Source organism: Bacteroidales bacterium (genome assembly GCA_031275285.1).
GTDB lineage: Bacteria > Bacteroidota > Bacteroidia > Bacteroidales > UBA4181 > JAIRLS01.
Map to the genome: position 1 here is coordinate 1 of JAISOY010000013.1, position 20,872 is coordinate 20,872.

The following is a 20,872-nucleotide window of genomic DNA, read 5'->3' on the forward strand; positions in this document are numbered from 1 at the left end:
CAATGCTTCACCTAATAATATAGTAACACAGGCTTATGAAAGTAAAGATTATAGGAATGATATAGTTGTCAGGGAGGAAAGTGGAAATTATGACTTTACTTATGAATATAATGAAAGAGGATATCCTATCAGGATAACAAGAACGGGTGAAGCTTCTCAAAGGGTAGCTACATTGGAATATATATACGCGAAATAAGATTTATGCGGTAATAAACAAGAATCATCTTTATTTTATAAGTGATAAAACATTATCTATTCTTACGAACAGATAATGTTTTTTTTCGTTATATGACAAATTCAGAAACTTTTAATCTGTTTTCTCCCTGCGTTTGATCTCATCCCTGATTTCGGAGGCGCGTTCATAATCTTCATTCTGGATGGCCTCATTCAGCAGGCTTTCCAGTTCTGGAATATCCTGTGATTTCAACCCTGTTCCTTTGGATTTTTTTTGTGCCGGAGGCTGAGGCTGACCGGCAGGATCGCTGGAAAAAAGAATTCCGGAACGTTCTATGATTTCTTCTGTGGTATAGATCGGGCATTGAAAACGCAATGCCAAAGCAATGGCATCCGAAGTACGGGCATCGAGTTCTATCCGCTTGATACCGTTATTGCAGATTAGCTTTGAATAGAAAATGCCTTCTTCCAGACGGAATATATGTACGGTCTCTAACATAATGTCGTATTCCGTGGCAAAACTGAAAAACAGATCATGTGTCAACGGACGCGGAGGTTTGAGCCCTTCCAGTTGGATGGCTATAGCCTGAGCCTCAAATCCACCAATGATGATAGGAATACGCCTGTTCCCGTTCTCTTCACCCAAAATCAACGCATATGCACCGGTTTGTGTTTGGCTGTACGAAATCCCTAACACATTAAGTAATACCTTGTCCATCTGTGCATAAAATTAATATATTTCTCACCAAAGATACTCGTTTTATAAAAATAAACAAAACCATTCCGGACACTTACCCTTTCAGATTGGTCAATTGCTGGCTGATAGCCTGGATCCGGCTTTCAGCGTCCGCCTGTTTTTTCCGTTCCATTTCCACTACCTGTGCAGGAGCGCTGTTTACGAACCGTTCGTTACCGAGCTTTTTCATGACCGAAGCCAGAAAACCTTCCTGATGTTTCAATTCGGCTTCCAGTTTCCTGATCTCTTCATCCACATCGATCTTTCCCGATAACGGAATAAAATATTCGGTAGTGCGTACCATAAACTGAATGGCGCCTTCCGGTTGGTCGGTTACGCGGGTAATTTCCGAAAGATTACATAACAGGGTCAACAATTCGGGATAAAGCGTATGGCCGTTCACCATCAATTGCAATGGTTCTTTATTGGGGATGTTCTTTTCCTGCCGGGTACTCCGGATACTCGTAACGACTTCTTTCAATTGTTCGAAATCGTCGATCAGCATGAGGTCTGCCCCGTTTGCCTCAGGCCATTCGGATAACATAATGCTTTCCCCGTTTTTCCGTTCTTTGAGATGGTGCCATAGTTCTTCGGTAATGAAAGGCATGAACGGATGTAATAACTGTAAGAGCTTTTCAAAGAAATCGAGGGTCATCCTGTATGTTTTTCCATCGATAGGTTGTTGGTAGGCCGGTTTGATCATTTCAAGGTACCATGCCGAGAATTCATCCCAGAATAATTTATAAGTGGTCATCAATGCTTCGGAAAGCCTGTATTTACCTAATTGGTCATCAATATCGGCGATGGCCCTGTTTAATAACGCCTCAAACCATTCTCCAGCCTGGGCCGATGTTTCGGGTTGAGGCAGTTGTTCGTTTACCTGCCATCCTTTGACCAGGCGAAAAGCATTCCATATTTTATTGTTGAAATTACGGCCCTGCTCGCAGAGTTGCTCGTCAAAAGGCAGGTCATTTCCGGCAGGTGAGGTAAGCAGCATGCCTAACCTGACCCCGTCTGCACCATACTGGTTCATCAGGTCGATAGGGTCGGGCGAGTTCCCTAAGGATTTAGACATTTTCCTCCCGATCTTGTCGCGGACGATCCCCGTAAAATAAACATTATGGAAACATGGAGCCTGCCGGTATTCATAACCCGACATGATCATACGGGCTACCCAGAAAAAAATAATTTCAGGGGCGGTCACCAGGTCGTTGGTGGGATAATAATAATTGATATCGGCATTATCCGGTTCATTAATCCCGTCAAAGACAGAGATAGGCCATAACCAGGAAGAAAACCAGGTATCCAGGCTATCTTCTTCCTGCTTCAGATCAGTCATCCGTAATTGGCCATTCCCTGTTTTTTCCTGTGCCAGCTGTAATGCTTCCTCTTTCGATTCTGCGACAACAAATCCGCCTCCCGGCAGATAATAAGCAGGTATGCGATGTCCCCACCATAGTTGCCGGCTGATGTTCCAATCCTTGATATTTTCCATCCAGTGACGGTACATGTTTTTGAATTTTACCGGGTGGAATTTGATGGTATCATTCTCTACCGCATCAAGGGCTGGTTTGGCAAGGGTCTCCATTTTCAGGAACCACTGCATGGAAAGCTTTGGTTCAATGGGCACATCAGTTCGTTCGGAATAACCGACACTATTGGTGTATGGCTCGGTTTTTTCCATCAGGCCCTGTTCTTCCAGGTCTTTTTCGATTTTTTTCCGTACGGCAAAACGGTCCATACCTTCGTATTGGAGCCCATATGCATTTAGCGTACCGTTGTCGTTAAAAATATCAATAGATTCCAGATGATGTTTCTCTCCCAGCATATAGTCGTTCACATCATGTGCCGGGGTTACTTTAAGGAATCCGGTTCCGAATTCCATGTCCACATAATCATCTTCAATAATAGGAACTACGCGGTTTGCAACCGGAACAACAACTTTTTTCCCTTTCAGGCGGGCTGTCTTCGGATCGTCAGGATGTATGCACACGGCAACATCGCCGAAAATCGTTTCCGGCCGTGTAGTGGCGACTACAGCATAGTCATTTTCTCCTTCCACCTGGTACCGGATGTAATATAATTTTCCGTGCTCTTCCTTATGGATGACTTCTTCGTCCGATATAGCCGTCTGGGCTGCCGGATCCCAGTTCACCATACGGATACCGCGGTAAATGAGTCCTTTGTTGAACAGGTCGACGAAGACTTTAATGACGCTTTGCGAACGCTTTTCATCCATGGTGAAACAGGTCCTTGACCAGTCGCAGGAAGCACCCAGTTTTTTCAACTGTTCGAGGATGATCCCCCCATGCTTGTGTGTCCATTCCCAGGCATGCTTAAGGAATTGCTCCCGGGTGAGGTCTGATTTATTGATCCCTTCGGAGGCAAGCTTGGCCACGACTTTGGCTTCGGTAGCAATGGAAGCATGGTCGGTTCCGGGAACCCAGCATGCATTCTTACCCATCATACGTGCTCGACGTACCAGTACATCCTGTATCGTGTTGTTGAGCATGTGTCCCATGTGCAGCACCCCGGTCACGTTAGGCGGCGGAATGACAATAGTAAAGGGTTCACGTTTATCCGGTCTGGATTCGAACATCTGATGCTGCATCCAATATGCATACCATTTGTCTTCGGTGGCTTTGGGGTCGTACTTCGAAGGAAGTTGTTCCATTGGTCGTTTATAATTTATAAATACCTGGATCAATCATCTGAACAAAGTTGTTCAGTTGGCTGATCCGTTGTTAATCACATTTTTTAAAACGGATGCAAAGATAACTTTTTGTTTGGAAAGACGAGATATGAAGGCTGATAATTAGCCGGTATCAGGCTTGAGATTTTATCTCATCGGCAAATGCCTGTGAAATATAGTTGTCATAGCTCATACAGACATGTCCTGCAAAACGGATGGCATTCCGGATGATATCCGAGCGTTGTCCGTGATCCATGGTTTTCAGGTTATTTTTGGTGATTCCCTGGCTGATCAGACCGTAAATCAACCCGGCATTGAAAGAATCGCCGGCACCGATAGTGCTTATGGGATGGATCGCTGGAACCTCATATGTCTCATGTACTTCTGAGGAGTGGTATTTTACATCGTTTTTGTTGGCCGTATATATCAGGGCATCTGAAGAGCCCTTGATTTTTTCCCACGTATCTTCCACATTCCCGGTATTGAAAATATATCCGAAATCCTCATCCGAACCTTTGACAATGTCTGCTATCCCGAAATTTTCCAAAATTACAGGACGGTATGCTTCCAGTTGTGGCAGATGGGTTGTCCTGAAATTCGGATCATAAATGATCAGGGCGTTTTTTTCTTTTGCCTGTTGCAGGAATGGCTTCAGCCGGAGATGAATATTCGGGTCGATCCCGTAAAAAGATCCGAAAAGGATGACGTCGCCTTCGGTAGGTTCCGGGAAGGTAATATCCAGGCGCTTTTCAGGATATTGTTTGTAGAACTGGTAATCAGCGTTGTTGTGTTCGTTCAGAAAAGCCAGTGCCAGTGATGAAGGGGAACCGGGATAACGGTATGTATACCGGGTATTTATACCATTTTCGGTCAGGAATGCATCGGCAATATCTCCTACCTTGTCTTTTCCGAATTCACTGATGAAATAAGCTTCCAGTCCTAATCTTCCTAAAGATACGGCTGTATTTAACATGGATCCTCCGGGAGTCGCACTGACCGGTTTTCCTCCTTTGAATATGATGTCCAGCACCATTTCCCCGATGGCAAAAATTCTTCTCATATGGTTAATCTTTATTTATACCCTTTTGATACATTTCTACGATCTTCACACATTCCACTGCTTCTTTCACATCGTGGACACGTAAAATATCAGCGCCATTCAACAGGGAAAGCGTATTTACTATGCTTGTCCCGTTTAACGCATGGGCTGCATCTGTCCGGAGAAAGTGGTATATCATGGATTTTCTCGATACTCCTGCCAGTAAAGGACATTCAAATATCTCCAGTTCTTTCATGCGGGCAAGTAGTTCATAATTATGTTCCACCGTTTTTCCGAAACCGAATCCCGGATCGATGATGATATCTTTCACACCTAAAGTACGTAAACGGAACACCGCATCGGAAAAGAAGCGGATCACATCAGTCATCAGGTCATCATACACGGGATTTTCCTGCATCGTTTGAGGTGTACCCTGTATGTGCATCAGTATGTAAGGAATGTCCAGACCGGCCACGGTCTCGAACATTTTTTCATCCAGTGTTCCTGCCGAAATATCATTGATGATGTTTACCCCGTAACCGGCGACCATCTTTTCAGCGACATCCGCACGATAAGTGTCCAAAGAAATGAACACATCCGGGTAATGTTTCCGTATGGAAGCCAATGCCTTGTCCAAACGTTCCAGTTCTTCCTCTCCGGTTACTTCCATGGATCCCGGCCGGGTAGAAACCGCTCCTAGGTCTATGATTCCGGCACCTTCCGAAAGGATGGTTTCGCACCGGTTAAGTATTTCCGATTCTGTAATATAACTGCCTCCGTCATAGAATGAATCCGGAGTGGCATTGAGGATACCCATTACCATGGGATGGTCCAGATCCACCAGCTTGCCGTTACAATTTAAGGTCTTTCTCTTTTCCAAATCTTAATGATTGGTTAATGTCTACTTTCCGTTTTGACGTGTGCAGAGACATCGTCGGAGTTAAAGGTGAACCCAAGCCGTTTTCCTGTCTGGAAACGGGCGGAATTGATCTTTGAATTGATCTGATCCAGGGTGATGATTTTCACCGAATCATAAGGGGGTACCAGAAGATCGAAATTGAGTGTATATAAGATCGCTGATTCCACAATATCCCGGAGTATCTCTTTCGAAATAACTGCTGTTCCGAAATTGTTTACCCAGTTGTTCATCTGTTGTTTTCCTTCAACGAAATAATAAAGATCCTTGTTCACAAATATACGTGCGATCAGGTAGCCGAGGTCGCTCATGTGGTTGTACCTGAAAGAGTCATGCAGGAAATTGTAGATACTGATCATTCCGGAAATGGTACTTTGCGGATTGTCTTTCGTAAAAGAGTTTTTCCAGATCGTATGGTTTCTGTCAAATTCGAAAGCATTGGTAAACATGCTGAAAACCAGGATGTCTCCTGCCACTTTTAATTGCGCTTCAAACATGCCCCGGCTGGTATACTCGACAGTAACCCTCCTGTCTATTTCGGAGACAGTCGGGCCGAATTCCCCCGCTACTTCTTCCAGTACTTCTTTCAACTGGTTGAATATTTCAAATGTATTGTCGAATATTTTCTGTTTGAGGACGGATTTAGTGGTGAGCAAGCCGAGGATTTTTTCTGATTTGGAACCCTCTATGTGGTCATCACAACCCGGTTTATGTTGTTTTTCCATGGTCATAGAATAAAGATAAGCAAAGATATGTTTTTTCCTTCTTGGGCAGAAGATTTTTTAACAATAATTTTACAGATTTGTTCGATAGATGTTATCAGGACATATATGAAACCCTCATGAACGAGAACCGGCCAAAGAACATGAACCGAAGCTCAACGACCGTAAGGGAGTTAATATTATGATGATGGTTCCATACAACAAAAAAAGAAAACTTTACGCCGGCGTTCTCATGAAGCGAACTTAGCCAAAGGCGATCTCACGACCGGATGGAGTAACTATAGCGTAATAACTATATACAAATGAAAACATACCCGAATATTTGCAGGGTAAGCAAAGTTGATATAACTTTGTATAGTTATACGGAATAATAATACACATTATGATCACCTCAATGACTCATCCGGAAAAAGTAAGATGCCTGATCATCGGTTCCGGTCCTGCAGGCTATACGGCTGCTATTTATACCGCCCGTGCCAATTTATCTCCCGTTCTTTATACCGGGATGCAACCCGGCGGACAATTGACCACCACTACCGAAGTGGATAATTTTCCGGGTTATCCGGATGGGGTCAGCGCCAACCTGATGATGGATGATTTCAGGAAACAGGCTGAACGTTTTGATGCTCAGATCCGCTTCGGACATATCTCAAAAGTGGACTTTGACAAATACCCTTACCTGGTTACGGTTGATGAAGAGCATTTTATTGAGGCGGAATCGGTAATAATTGCGACAGGCGCCACGGCCAAATACCTCGGACTGCCTTCGGAAGACCGGTTCAAAGGCTATGGTGTTTCCGCCTGTGCTACCTGCGACGGATTTTTCTATCGCGGAAAAGATGTAGCTGTTGTCGGGGGAGGAGATACAGCCTGTGAGGAAGCTACTTATCTGGCCGGATTGTGCCGGAAAGTATATATGATCGTCCGCAGGAATGAGCTTCGGGCTTGCAAAGCCATGCAGAAAAGGGTATTTGAAACTCCTAATATCGAGATACTTTGGGAAACCCAGACTAAAGAACTGGTAGGCGACAGGACTCTGACCGGCGCTTTATTGTTCACTAAAGAAGGTGAAAAGAAACTGCCCATCGAAGGATTCTTTCTTGCTATCGGACACCATCCCAATTCGGAAGTTTTCAGTAAATGGGTACATACGGATAAGAACGGATATATTAAAACAGTTCCGGGTACATCTATTACCAATGTAAAGGGCGTTTTTGCCTGTGGAGATGTACAGGATCCCGAATACCGGCAAGCCATCACGGCAGCAGGCAGTGGTTGTAAAGCAGCTATTGATGCTGAACGGTTCCTGATCGACCGGTGCCTGAATATACAATAGTTCTGATTATTGGAGGAAACTGTTTCCAGTGTCACATACAATGCGATGGAAACAGGAAATTTTATTACAGCTGTTCCGGTACCGGTGGAAATTCTTCATTTATATTAAATCCTGTATTTCTGTTTCCAGCAAATAGATACCTTTGGCATGTGTCGGGTGAATATCCCCATTTATTCATCTTTAATCGTTTGAAGCATCATATCGGTAATCTTCACAAGCGTTATTATCGGTAAGATGATTTTTGCTTCTTTACCTATATTTTCGTTATTATTATGATTTTCCTCACGTGTTTTTGTTTTCTTCCAATATACTATGGCAGTAGCTTTTGCTGATGCTGGTTTATAGCCTTTACTTGCAAATTTTTCCAAATTCGTTTTGAATGTTGTTGAAAATAGTAATACACGCTTTCCGCCATACAAACAACCTTTATCATCAAGACTGAGTTCCGCACCTGCATAGATATTGTGTATTGCATTTTGATAGTTGAAAAATGCGTCCAGGATAACGTTCTTGTAATCTAATTGAATGGTAATTTCATTAGGTATTCCGTATTCGTTGTTGTCGGTTAAATATTCAACATTATCCGAATGAATACCGTCTAAAATATTTTTATTATAATGTACAAAAAGATTGTTTTTGGCTCTTGTTAGCGCAACATAAATCGCTCTCCTATCCTCGTCTTTCAGGTAATTCCCATAATTTGATAAAGATAAAAACACATGATCAAATTCCCGACCTTTGGCTTGGTGAATGGTTGAAACAAAAACTTCACCACCATTCACATTGATAAAGTTTTCAAACTTTGCTTCACTTAAAAATATCCTGAAATCGTTGATGTATTTGCTTTTATTGTTTATTTCCTCAAATTCGGTCAATGCCGATAAGCATTCGAGCAAAATTTCACTGCTTGCGAAACGCAATTTTAATCCCTTTATCGCCTTTTCCCATGCTTCTTGCGATATTTGGCTTTGTGTGTCGTCAATATCCAACAGTGAATAGAAATAGCGAAGTTCTGCCAAATCCCCGATGGATACCATTCCTGTATCTCCTACGGTTTTTGCGTGTATGCCATTCTTTTTTAGGAGTGTAGCTATTTGCAAGACTTCGTCATTGGTTCTTGCGAGTACGGCTGCGCTACCACAGAATGCTTGGTTGGTCATTTTGCTTAACACATTATTTACAATAGGTTGAATCAAACTTTCGCTTTGGTGCTTTATTACTTGAACGATTCCTTTTTCTGTATTTTTTGCTTTGACAGCATGTTTTTTCAGCCGGTTAGGCATTTGGGCTATAAAGGTATTTGAAAATTCCACTATACTGTTCTTACTGCGATAGTTTTCCAACAGTTCATAAGATACAGTTTCTTTGTTTTCGGCAAACATTTTTAAATATTTCGGACTTGCCCCTCTAAACTCGTAAATGCTTTGATCGTCGTCACCGACTGCAATCACACGCATTTCTTCATTCTTGTTCATCAGTAGGTTGATGAGTTCATATTCCTCATTGCTAATGTCTTGCGCTTCGTCTATTACCAAAACAAGTTTACCGAGTTTATTTTGGTCAACTTCTTCTGACTTTATTGCTTCTATTGTATTTTTGATAATGCTGTCTGTTTTTTCTAAATTGCCAACATTCCCCAACAAATCGAAACAATATGAATGGAATGTGCTTATCATGATGTAATTTGCCGCATTTCCTATCAGACTCATCAATCGTTTTTTAAATTCACTGGCTGCGGCACGAGAAAAGGTGAGCATCAGCATTTGCTCATGTTTTACATCTTCGGAAATATAAAGCGATGCAAGTTTGTGTGTTAAAAGTTTTGTTTTGCCACTGCCGGGACCTGCCACCACCACAATATATTTACTTTTGCTATCTTTTATGATATTGAGTTGAGTTTCGCTCAATTCGCCGAAGAGTTTCTTAAATTTCGTCCTTGTCATGTTGCGTTTCAGTTCTTCGTTTCTTCCTGCAAAATATTTGTGCATGAAGAAATCGCTTTGCATGAAGAAATAATCATCGACAAATTCGGACGCAGCACCTTCGCTTTCAATCATTTTTCTTGCATATTCGCCTACGATATGAATTTGTTTTATTTTACTGTCGTAATAATCTGCCAAGTGTTTATAATGCTCTTTTTTGTATCTATCATCGGTATTAGCTATTCGCTTCAGGTGCATCCGATTGTAAATAACCAAAAACTCACCTTCGATTTTCAAGGCACGTATTTTTAAGAGATAAAACAAGGCATCATCAATTTCTTCAATATTAGCAGATTCGTTAAACAGATCATTTTTGTGATTTTTAATAAGTTCAAGACGCGAAAAAGAAATTGCTTGTTCTTCGGTTGGCTGGGTGTTATTAAAGCGCATGTAGATATAATCTGTTATTTTTGTGGCAATTACAATCCGTTTTTCGCATTTCTTTTTGAGGTCGTCAGTTTCAAATTTGGACTTAATAACGATGTAATCGTTGCGGGCAAGATTTCCATCTTCATTCTTGTAATGATAATTTGCTAATTTTTTAATTTTCAAATAGTTCAAAACTACCTTAATATCGTTCATTGACAGTTTTTGAATTTTAGCAGACAGTTCCTCAAAAAAGGCCTTAAGGTTGATTTCCATTGATTCTCCATACAATTTTTCAATGATTGCGGTTTCAATTTGAAGATGCTTTTGAATGATATTCTTTATCTTACTCTCATCGTTTTTCTTCACAAATACTGTAAAATCCTTATCATCCGATAAAATACCTGCTTCGCGAAGCAACCCAATAACTCGAATCACATCGCTTTTTACTATCGCTAAATTATCCGCCATATAATCAACACGGGATTCTGCTTCCCTGTTGCCGGCTTTTGCAATATGTTGAGCAGATATTAAGCTTTTGATAATTCGCTTGGCGCTTTCGGCGTCTTTGGTGTCAAAAAGTCCGCAATTTTCAATCCTAGCGCTTGCTTCTTCCATATTTCTGACATTGATACTGTTGGCGTATATTCTCGGCATATTTTGTCCGCGTTGAATGAAACCCGAATGTTCGAGTTCACTTACTGCCGTTTTAATACGGGTTTCAATATCTTTTTCGGCATCGCTCCAACCGGCGGTTCGTGCTATATCCAAAGCAGATAACGAAACTTCTTCGCGTTTTCTGGTTTCGTTACGTATGGCTCTCCAAATTTGTACTATTTCTTTTTCACTTATTTTTGTTTGATTCAATAAGATGAAATGCTTATCCAAATCATCTTCATTAAAGAGTATAAAACACTCCGCATTCATTTTTTCATCCCGACCGGCTCGCCCTGCTTCCTGCACATAATTTTCCAAACTGTCCGAAATATTATAATGAATCACTGTACCGACATCTTTTTTATCAACACCCATTCCAAAGGCGGTGGTGGCTATTATAATACGCACCTCGTCAGCCATAAAGGCTTCTTGATTCCTGATTTTCTCGTCATTATCCATTTGTCCGTGATAACAGCGAGCCGAATAGCCATGTCCATTCAGTTTATTTGCCAAATCTTCCGCTTTCCGGGTTCGGCTTACATATACAATTGTCGGTTTTTCCCTACCGTCTAAAATGGCGCAAAGTCTGTCAAACTTTTCACTTTCCTGCGTAATAATAACATTGTAAGAAAGATTTGTTCTTGAAGTACGAGCCGTAAATAATTCCAAATGCAGATTGAGCTTATCTTTAAAATAGGTAATAATATCATTAATAACGCGCTGTTTTGCTGTTGCCGTAAAACATGATACGGGAATATTTGTTGCGGTGCCTTTTAATGTTTGATAGTTTTTTATAAAATCGCCGATATATTGGTAATCTACTCTAAAATCCTGTCCCCAAACCGAAAAACAGTGTGCCTCGTCGATTACAAATCGTACAATATTTCTTTTAAGAAGTAGTGTCTCCATGCTTTTACTTCTTAAACTTTCAGGTGATATATATAGTATTGCAACATCGCCGTCTTCCACCCGTTTACGTTCTTCTGCAATTTCAATCGTTGTTAATTGTCCGTTTATGGTAGCAGCTTCTGTAATTCCGTTTTTGGCAAGATTGTCCACCTGGTCTTTCATAAGCGATTGTAAGGGCGAAATAACAACCGTCAGACCTTTGACCGCACGATAAGCCATCAGCGCCGGCAATTGAAAAGTTATACTTTTTCCTCCACCTGTTGGGAACACCGCTAAAAGTGATTTGTTCTCGTTTGCCGCTTTTACGGCATTTTGCTGCAACGGTTCGCCTCCAAACAAACGGAATGCAGAGTATCTGAAAAAATCTTTAAGCCCTTGAATTTCGTTGGTAAATTGAGCGCAGTATTCGCACTCAACGGCACAACGTTTTCCTCGCAAAAAATAAAGCACGTTTTCCGTTTTAGGGTATCTGTTTAGCACCCATGCAGGAGTAACGGAAGAAGAATCGTTTGCTGTGATCAAAGCCAAAGCATAAGCAAGTTCAACAGGGTATTTGGATGCCAACGCCTCAATCGGCGCATTTGTACACATTCTACGCCAAAAACAACTCCTTATTTCACTTGATAAATTATATGGTTTTTCGCTATATCCGACATAATCAAAAAAGTGCTTGTATTCTTCTTTTTCGGAAAGCAAGCCAAAATATATTCGTTTGAGTGAATCATTTAACTTATTGAACGCATCCACTTCGCTATCAAAAAGTTCTTTGCATAGTTTACTGTCGTTTACCGGGTTATTCACCTCGTCAGTATCGAGTTTGTAATCTTTAACGAGTTTATGATAGGGTCTTTGCGAAAACAACAACGGTGAAAAAACAAGTGTATCTATAAATTTCTTAACACCTTGCTTATGAAAACTTTCTGCTATGTATTTAAGATCATGTTCAAAGATATTATGTCCAATGGCATATTGAATATTCGATATAAAATATTCAAATTCATTCTTTTTAGACGAGTGAAACAGACGATTATCATTACTGATCGCTCCAATATCCAACACCGACTTTCCGTCAATGTCGGTTTCGATATCAAAGAACACGTATGATATATGGTGTGTTGCAGACATAATATCTATAAATTGTTTATTTTATATAACTTTTCTGTATAATCGCAAGATACAATGGCAAATTGAGTAAATCATCGTTCTTTTCTATATTTTTTAGCGAAAAACGAAGGGAAAGTTCAGGTAAATATTTCTTTCGATATTCCGATAAACTTTTTGACTTGGTGCTTAATACAGATTTTGCTTCAACCGGAATAATCTTTTCCGAAAGTTGAAACACAAATTCTAGTTCAGCTTGATTACCCGAAGTCCAATAAAAAATATCATTACTAAACTGACGGACAAGTGATTGTGATAATTCTCAAAATATAGCTCACCAAACTGTTTGAGAATAAATGATTTTCCCACTTGTCTTGCTCCTTGCAGTACAAGTGGCTTGCGATAACGGCTATTTTTCCACCGATTCAGGTCGCCCAATCTCTCTCTTTTAATATTCATATCTATTTGTTTATAGTAAAATTACACATTTTTCATACATAAAGCGTGTAAAATCACACAAAAAGATCTCATTGGTCCGTGCTATATGGAAAACCCCTGAATAGATGCACGCTCAAAGTAGTGTGAATATAAGAACCTATAAAAAGCCAGAGCGTAACAAGGCTAGCCTTGTTACGCTCTGATAAATAAAGTATTTTTGTCCGATAAATCTTGACGCTTGTTTAGGACTAGTCATTTACTGGTCCATGGACAGGTGAGTGTATGCCCATGGACCAGTAAAAAGATTATTTTTTGGGTAACAGGTCGCGGTAACGCAGCAAAGCTTCTATATAATAATAGTCAGCATAGGTCAACGGTACGTCCACTTCCGAATTTCCGGGAAGATGTCCCACCGAATGTTTTAGGATAAAATTACCGTTAGTTCCTTTTTCCGCAAAATATTCCGGTGAAGATAAGGTGCGTAATTGTGTTTCGGCGACAGCCAGATAGTTTTTTCCTAATTCAGCATCCACATATTTACTCAATTCGATCAGGCCCGATGCCATAATTGCCCCGGCAGAAGCATCACGCTTGGCTTCCGGGATGTCAGGCGCATTGAAATCCCAGTAGGGGATCTTATCCGCAGGAAGATTGGGATGGCTCAGCAGGAAAGATGCAATATGTTTGGCCTGATCCAGATATTTGCTATCCTTTGTTTCCCGGTATGTCATGACATAACCGTAGAATCCCCAGGCTTGTCCACGCGCCCAGGCCGATTCGTGGGAAAATCCCTGGTGCGTGTTCTTTTTTTCCGGTTGTCCGGTAATGGTATCATAAGAAACTACATGATAAGAACTGTAATCAGGGCGGAAGTGATTTTTGATGGTTACATCGGCATGCGAGATAGAAATATCCTTATATTTGGGATTACCTGACGCCTGTGAAGCCCAGAACAAAAATTCCAGATTCATCATGTTATCGATGATCACAGGAAACTGCCATTTTTTATTTGCACCCCAGGATTGGATACACCCTACTTTAGGATTGAAACGGCTGGACAACGATTCAGCGCCGATCAACATGATACTCCGGTAAGCCGTATCGCCTGTCAGGCGGTATCCGTTGCCGAAACTACAGTACAGCATGAAACCGAGATCATGAGTACCCTTATTGAATTTTTCCTTTTCGATACGAGCTGTGTAGTTTTTTGCGTATTCCAGCATTTTCGGATCTTTGCTGTATTCATAAAGATACCAGAAGGATCCCGGTACGAATCCGCTGCACCACCAACCGGAACCACTCGTTACCAGCTTGCCTTCGGCATCGGTGGTTTTGGGTAATTTACCGGGTTGGTTAAGTAACGACTGGGCCATCAGATCGTATTGCAGCATGGAGCGGTCAAGACGGTCCTTGATCAGTGATTCCATGGACTCCTGCTTTGGTCCGCAGGAGATCAATAATGCGGCGATCAAGCCGACAAACAGAAAAAATTGTTTTTTCATGGGTTATTTATGATAAATGGTTAAAAAATTACAATACTAAAATGAGAGTGTTATGCTTTGTCCGGTGAATAAGCCCTGTGGCATATCTGCCGAAATCTCACTCATGCCTTTTGCTTCGTTCCACACTGCATTAAAATGATCACCTTTTAGGTTCATCTTACAGTTTGTGTAGATATGTATCCTACCCATTTTCCTGGATGGGTCCGATATGGAAATTTCCCGGATGGTTGTTCCGTCATCTTTCAGCATAAGCATACCCGGGCTGTCCATACCTACCACCAATCCATTGGAAAGCCGGACTTCGCCATTCTTGTAAAATACCACCTGCAGGATATGCAGCCCGTTGTGGTATACGGCTTGTATCTGAGGAGTATTGACAACTATATCGATAACGGGATTTGCCGCAGCAGCTTCTACCTGTTCTTTAGAGGAGGCAGGCATGATCATGTATTGATAGGTCGCATTCCTGGCCCGCGGACCATGATCGATCCACAGTTTGAAAACGTCTGCTTGGATGGCCTTACGGGAACTGTTGACCTGCTTGTTGATGGAATACCAGTTTCCGGTTTGTTCCTGATTGGACAGGATTACCCGGGCGGGCCCGGGGAAGATATAACCGACATGCTGGTGGTATACCCAATCGGCATTTTCCCATTGGTGTTCACCTTTGGTCAGGGTACGGGTTTCCTTATCCGTTTTTACGGTTACTTCTCCTTCCAGTTTGCATTGATCGAGGGTAGTAACAACCGGATGAGCGGATGAAGAACGGATACCTGCTCCGAGGCAGACATATTCATTGTCGAAAAAGAACCATGCTTTACGTGCTTTCAACGGATCATGCGGACTGATAAAATCGAAACCGACAGCACCATATTTACCATTGGTCACTGCTCCAACGAAATCCATCTGTCCTTCTTTCTGTATTTCGGTTTCTCCGGGCAAAGATGTTTTTTGAACAACAGTTGTTCCGGGTATTTTCTGCCAGTCGTAAACAGGAGTGATCGAAAAATATTCGTTGCCTGTTAAAGAAAGGTAATTGGCACCGTCACCCCTGTGGTGGTTCATCAATCCTTCCCCATTGTACGGATATTCCATATTCCTGTTACGGGAGGAGAACATCCTTACCGAAGTGAAATAATCGGGTCGCTGGTGCGTATAATGTTCTGTCTGCCAGAAAAAGGTGCTGAAGGATAAGGTCGGTTTCGCATCGTTGCGGCGGATTTGTATAATTTCCTGCAATTCATTTTTCCGGTAGGATGAAACTTTAGATAATCTTTCCGGGGTGACGGGGCTTTGCGGACGGACCGGACCGGAACGCTGTCGGCTGATATCGCGGTTGGTAGCCCCGGGATCATGGTATTTTCCGAAAATCATCATCTTACAGATCCCGTCCAGGTAATAATCGATCAAGAGATGCAGGGTACTGTCGGAAAACTGATATCTTGTTCCGTTCACTTTATCAGCCCACTCCGCAAATGTATCTGCATACCCCAGGCCATAGGAAAGCGTATTGTTCACCCTGTCGTCACGGTGATGAAAACTGTAATCGGCTTGTAATCCCCGTTGATCAGCAGGAACGAAGCGTATTTCTTTCTCAATGATCCGGATCAACATATCGAATTGACCGGCATCTCTTTTAAAAAGAGCATTTTTAGCCTGTATCCCCGCTATTTTAATGCGGTCGCCGCTTTGACGCGCGCCTGGGGCATTGATATGCGCCCTTCCTGTAATGGCCGATGTTTTTTCAACCTGTTCTTTGGTAAGGTCTTTATCCATGATCAGTAATACCGAAGTCAGATCGTTGGGTGTCCCTATCTCATTGTTCCACCAGTTTTCACAGATGAAATCATTGGCCAGCCAGTAATTCAATGCCAGATAGATGGCATTTTTTACTTCTTTTTTACCTTTTAAAGCAGATCCTTTCTTTTTATAGGCACGGCTCATCTGTACCAGATGGGATAAATGGCGTGTATGCTGGAATGCTATGCGGGATACATCCTTGTAATCGATTCCGGCCCATGTCCCGTCTTCCCTGATGCCGGCAACGATCTCCCTGACTCTTTCCTCATTTACAGCGGGTTCAAGTAATTCGGAAATGAATTGATTTCTGAGCAACTCAATGTCCAGGTTGCCGGGTTTGGACTGAAAACCCTGTACGGAAAAGGTATATAGAACTAATATAAAGATAAAAATATGCTTCATTAGATATCGTTATTACTGTTTCGGCCATTGCTCCAATGCCGGTATTTTGTTGCCTGCTTTTTTCGCACTTTGCGGAACCAGCTTTACAGATAAAATGGCCTCGGCATTGGCGGGAATATTCACTTCGAACCCGATCAGTGCAGTACCGGGATTGGGAGAATCAAAATCATTGGGGGATTGGGTAGACCAGATACGCATGGTTACTTTGGATGGTTCGGAAACTTCAAGTTTCAGTTTCTTTCCGTCTTTTTTTAGTTCCATGCTGTTCTTACCGGTAATCTTCACATCGGCTGTAGTTAGCATTGTCCAGCGGATGGTGGTTTCATTACCGAGTGTTTTGATCTCGTCCCTCACCACCACATATTGCTGATTGATGATAGCGATCCCACGGACAGCTGCAGCCAGTTGTCCATCGTATATTTCTTTCAGGTCTGAAGTGGCATTCATGAAATCGGGAGAGGATGAGCTCGAACGGATAGCAGCATAGCCTTTGACCACATGTAAACGGTTATCTACCGTCAGGGTGTTGTGTGCCATATTGTTGTAACGGAATATCTGCCAGCGTTGAGAGTTTTGACGACCATTCCATAAATCAACTCCCTTCGTTTCCAGGGAATTATAATTCTCCATACCAAAATCAGAAGCCCAACGGACGCCATCGGCTTCCATAATAAAAGAACCTGCATCCATGTGGGCATGATTGCTGGATGCTGTTCCTCCTTTAAATCCGACATATATAGCGTCAGGTGATGTCCATGATGTGCGCATCAATACTACCGGGGTGACACCTTGCCCTTTCCAGAGTAATTCTTTTGGAGGCTTTACTTCATCCAGCTTGATATTACTTCCCCAGATCATTACTGCGGGCAATAAGCGATTGCCTGTATGACGCTTTCCACTTTGTATATAAGTACGTTCATTCCACAACAATGACGGATCATTTAACTTTTGTGAAAACCAGAACATAGCAGGGGCCAGTCCACCTCCGGATCCACAGTCCGCGTAGTTATAACACAGGTTCGAAGGACCTGTCATATTTTCCATATATCCGGCCGTTTTCATAAATCCCGGCGCTCCGGAGAGTCCGAAATCACTTCCGAACACTTTTTCAACTGCACTCAGGAACATCACATTGAAACTGGTACCATAGTCCCAGTAACCGTACCCTTCCGGGTATGCCCCATCAGGAGCGTAATCATTCATCGGGAGGTGGATGGTTTCAATGGCCCTGTCGATGATGACTTTGCAAAGTTCGGGCATTTCTTCGTAAACGGCCAGGGCGCCGTAGGTCATTCCGGCATTACAGACCTGGTTCCAGTTATGTTTCGCCTTGAGGAACCAGGCGTGTTTTGTATTTAATGAGGGATCGATACCCTTGGCGAGTATCGCCTCTTTTATTTTCTCCCGTGATGTTATCGGTAGTGAGTGATACAGCCAGTCGTAGCCGATCGCCATGGCCATGGTCATTTCCCCGACATCCAGGAAATGGGAAGGATTCCAGTCACTGAACCCGGCTATGGCCAGCATTTCTTTTTCCACATGTTGCAGGTATTTTTCCTGCTGCTCCATCCTGTATGCATACGACAGAAAGAAGATACGCCTGAGTGCTTCACGGGATACCGATAGAAGACGGCGTCCTGTCTTTTCCCGTTTTAATACGGGAAGAGTGGTCATCTTATCACATTCCCGGATGATCATCTGATGGATTTTTGCCCAGGATTCGTCGTCGGCGATGTTGTCCTTTATTTTTTGTTCTTCCCCCTGGAGCATCAGGATACGTGGATGAGGTGTTAGTGATGTAATATCCTGTAAGTATTTTAATTGTGCTTTCAGGCTAGAAGGTAGAATTAAAAATAATACAACAGTAAAAAGGAAAAGTTGACGCATCATGATGAATGATTTGATTAAGGTATAAAGCAATGGTAAATAATCTTTTACTCGTGATATTGCGAATTTTTCATGAAAATACGAATTATTTTTTCCTGATCCCGAGCATAAAGGTATCTTCTGTTTTCGGAGCGCTTACATCAAAATTGATCCGGCGGATCACGCTCCCATTTACATACTGATTCCTTTATCTTCTTCGGTCTCTGGTTTGACTTTTTCGATCCGGGCACTCATTTGCCGGAATGAAAGGCCAATCATAACCCAGGTTTTTCCCGGCCTTGTCTATAAGCCTGCATCATCTTACTGTCAGTTTTTGACCAGTCTTCATGATCTGTCAGACGGAGAAAGGAGGATCATTCAGGTTGAGGTATAAGGGTATGTTGAAGTTTCTCCAATGAATATTTACCACTTAACAGGTTTTTACCCTGTACTGGTAAATTCCATGATACCACCAGTGTAACCCAAAAAAGAAAAAACCGTCTCATAATTAAGCACTCAGTGCTATTTATTGTTTCCTTAAGTCACATTGATCAAATGAATTACGTTCAGAAAATATGACATTAATTGTTTTATATTACTTATATTTTCACCAAATTTAGGATAACAGGAAAAATAACAGCAACAAAAATACAATTATTTATGAGAGATATAAGTAATTTATAAACTTTGAAAATGGAGGAGAGGTAAATTTTACAGCTATTTTAATTTGATAGTACAAATTGAATCAGCTTCTTTTTGCATGAACAGTATTCATAAAAACAAAAAAGAGCGGTTCTCCCGAACGGCTCTTTTCTTATTTACAACTATTAACTTATGAGAAAAAACTACTGCTACTATGAAACTATTTTATGTTTTATTAATCTTCTAATACATGTAAAACAATTATCGTGCCAAACTTATTTTTTGCTCCAAAAAACAATAAAAAAAGTGAAAAATATTTTTTCAAATGAGAAAAATATGCGGTTATCTGCTGAAATTCAGGGATTAATCGATAAATTGCTTATCTTTGTTCCCGAGAATATTTCATTTTTCACTTTCTGGTGTAATAATTATATGAAGAACTTTTTGAAAAAAACAGGCATTTTATTGCTTGTTATCGTTGCAGGAATTATGGTATTCATTACATTTCCCTCCAATTTTTACCTGAGGAAGGCTTTGTGGTATACCACTCCGGACATCGACGATTATCGTATATTCGAAAATCGTGCCATAAAAGCAGAAAATCCGCAATCATGGAAAATTTCTTCCGTATACAACCGGAAACAAATTCCGGATCAGATACTGTCGCATTTTAAAGAATACAGGACCGTGGCCTATCTGGTCGTACAGGATACTGCCATAGTGCATGAAGAATATTGGGACGGGTATGATGCCGCTTCCTTAAGCAATTCATTCTCTGCAGCCAAAAGTATCGTTTCTTTACTGGCCGGGATTGCCAGGGATGAAGGTAAAATCAAGAGCTTTGACCAGTCTGTGGCTGACTATTATCCTCCTTTTAACACAGGGAACAGGAAGGAAATTACCATTAGGGATCTGTTGACCATGAGTGCCGGTCTCAACTGGGACGAGGCATACAGTTCCCCTTTTTCCGTTACAACAAAAGCCTATTATGGGGAAAATATAGAATCAGTGGTTACTGATCTGCAGTTGGTTGAATTGCCTGGTGTACGTTTTCGTTACCAAAGCGGAGTGACGCAGTTATTGTCTTTTGTTGTTGCTAATGCTACCGGAAAATCCATCAGTGAATATGCCTCCGAAAAACTCTGGACACCTGTTGGTGCTGAAAATGACGCATTATGGTCCTTAGACCGGAAGAACGGATTGGAAAAGGCTTATTGTTGTTTTAATTCCAACGCACGGGATTTTGCCAGGATCGGACAATTGATCCTGAATAAAGGAAACTGGAATGGTGTGCAGGTTGTGTCTGAAGCATTTATAGACGAAGCCACACAGGCGGCTTCCTGGCTCAAGGACGGAGATACGGAACAAAATGTCGATTTTTATGGTTACCAATGGTGGCATATGAAGAGAAATAATATGGATGTTATTTATGCCCGTGGTATTTTAGGACAATATATTTTTGTGGTTCCCGAAAAGAACATGGTAGTGGTCCGTCTGGGTGAAAAAAGGAGCGAAGTCCAGACTTCTGGCCATTACCCGCAGGATGTAGAATTATGGCTGGATGCCGCGTTTGATATAGTAAAAGAGTAAGA

General features: G+C 41.8%; 12 protein-coding genes. 3 read left to right on the forward strand and 9 right to left on the reverse strand.

Going from position 1 to position 20,872, the window contains the following annotated elements; genetic code table 11:
* Positions 1 to 196 (forward strand): hypothetical protein (locus tag LBQ60_01400; GenBank protein MDR2036558.1); only part of this gene is annotated, 196 nt, incomplete at its 5' end.
* Between the two features lie 111 nt (positions 197 to 307).
* Here LBQ60_01400 and LBQ60_01405 read toward each other — a convergent pair.
* The 5 genes from LBQ60_01405 to LBQ60_01425 form a co-directional block, all read right to left on the reverse strand.
* Positions 308 to 892, reverse strand: coding sequence for a bifunctional nuclease family protein (locus LBQ60_01405; protein MDR2036559.1), 585 nt, complete (start codon positions 890 to 892; stop codon positions 308 to 310).
* Positions 893 to 965: 73 nt separating this feature from the next.
* Positions 966 to 3,584 (reverse strand): valine--tRNA ligase, encoded by a 2,619-nt coding sequence (locus LBQ60_01410; GenBank protein MDR2036560.1) that lies wholly within the window; start codon positions 3,582 to 3,584, stop codon positions 966 to 968.
* Between the two features lie 151 nt (positions 3,585 to 3,735).
* Positions 3,736 to 4,662, reverse strand: a complete 927-nt coding sequence (locus LBQ60_01415; protein MDR2036561.1) for a carbohydrate kinase — start codon at positions 4,660 to 4,662, stop codon at positions 3,736 to 3,738.
* 4 nt (positions 4,663 to 4,666) lie between these two features.
* A complete protein-coding gene (gene folP, locus LBQ60_01420) occupies positions 4,667 to 5,464 on the reverse strand; it encodes a dihydropteroate synthase (GenBank protein ID MDR2036562.1) in 798 nt (265 codons plus the stop codon).
* Between the two features lie 71 nt (positions 5,465 to 5,535).
* Entirely contained in the window at positions 5,536 to 6,282 is a 747-nt protein-coding gene (locus tag LBQ60_01425; protein MDR2036563.1) for a hypothetical protein, read from the reverse strand.
* A 379-nt stretch (positions 6,283 to 6,661) separates the two neighbouring features.
* Here LBQ60_01425 and trxB point away from each other — a divergent pair, with 379 nt between their 5' ends.
* Positions 6,662 to 7,615, forward strand: a complete 954-nt coding sequence (gene trxB, locus LBQ60_01430; protein ID MDR2036564.1) for a thioredoxin-disulfide reductase — start codon at positions 6,662 to 6,664, stop codon at positions 7,613 to 7,615.
* A 170-nt stretch (positions 7,616 to 7,785) separates the two neighbouring features.
* Here the strand turns inward: trxB and LBQ60_01435 are convergent, their stop codons facing one another.
* The 4 genes from LBQ60_01435 to LBQ60_01450 form a co-directional block, all read right to left on the reverse strand.
* A complete protein-coding gene (locus LBQ60_01435; GenBank protein MDR2036565.1) occupies positions 7,786 to 12,654 on the reverse strand; it encodes a RecQ family ATP-dependent DNA helicase in 4,869 nt (1,622 codons plus the stop codon).
* 719 nt (positions 12,655 to 13,373) lie between these two features.
* On the reverse strand, positions 13,374 to 14,570 hold the full coding sequence (locus LBQ60_01440) for a glycoside hydrolase family 88 protein (GenBank protein ID MDR2036566.1): 1,197 nt from the start codon (positions 14,568 to 14,570) through the stop codon (positions 13,374 to 13,376).
* 36 nt (positions 14,571 to 14,606) lie between these two features.
* Positions 14,607 to 16,772: a polysaccharide lyase beta-sandwich domain-containing protein gene (locus LBQ60_01445; protein MDR2036567.1), complete on the reverse strand. Its 2,166-nt coding sequence runs from the start codon at positions 16,770 to 16,772 to the stop codon at positions 14,607 to 14,609.
* Positions 16,773 to 16,784: 12 nt separating this feature from the next.
* The gene (locus tag LBQ60_01450; GenBank protein MDR2036568.1) at positions 16,785 to 18,662 is read right to left on the reverse strand and encodes a heparinase II/III-family protein; all 1,878 of its coding nucleotides are present in this window, start codon (positions 18,660 to 18,662) and stop codon (positions 16,785 to 16,787) included.
* A gap of 924 nt (positions 18,663 to 19,586) precedes the next feature.
* On the opposite strand from LBQ60_01450, the gene LBQ60_01455 reads away from it, so the two are divergent.
* Positions 19,587 to 20,870 carry a beta-lactamase family protein gene (locus LBQ60_01455; GenBank protein MDR2036569.1) on the forward strand — a complete coding sequence of 428 codons (1,284 nt, stop codon included), beginning with the start codon at positions 19,587 to 19,589 and terminating at the stop codon, positions 20,868 to 20,870.
* Positions 20,871 to 20,872 lie beyond the last annotated feature (2 nt).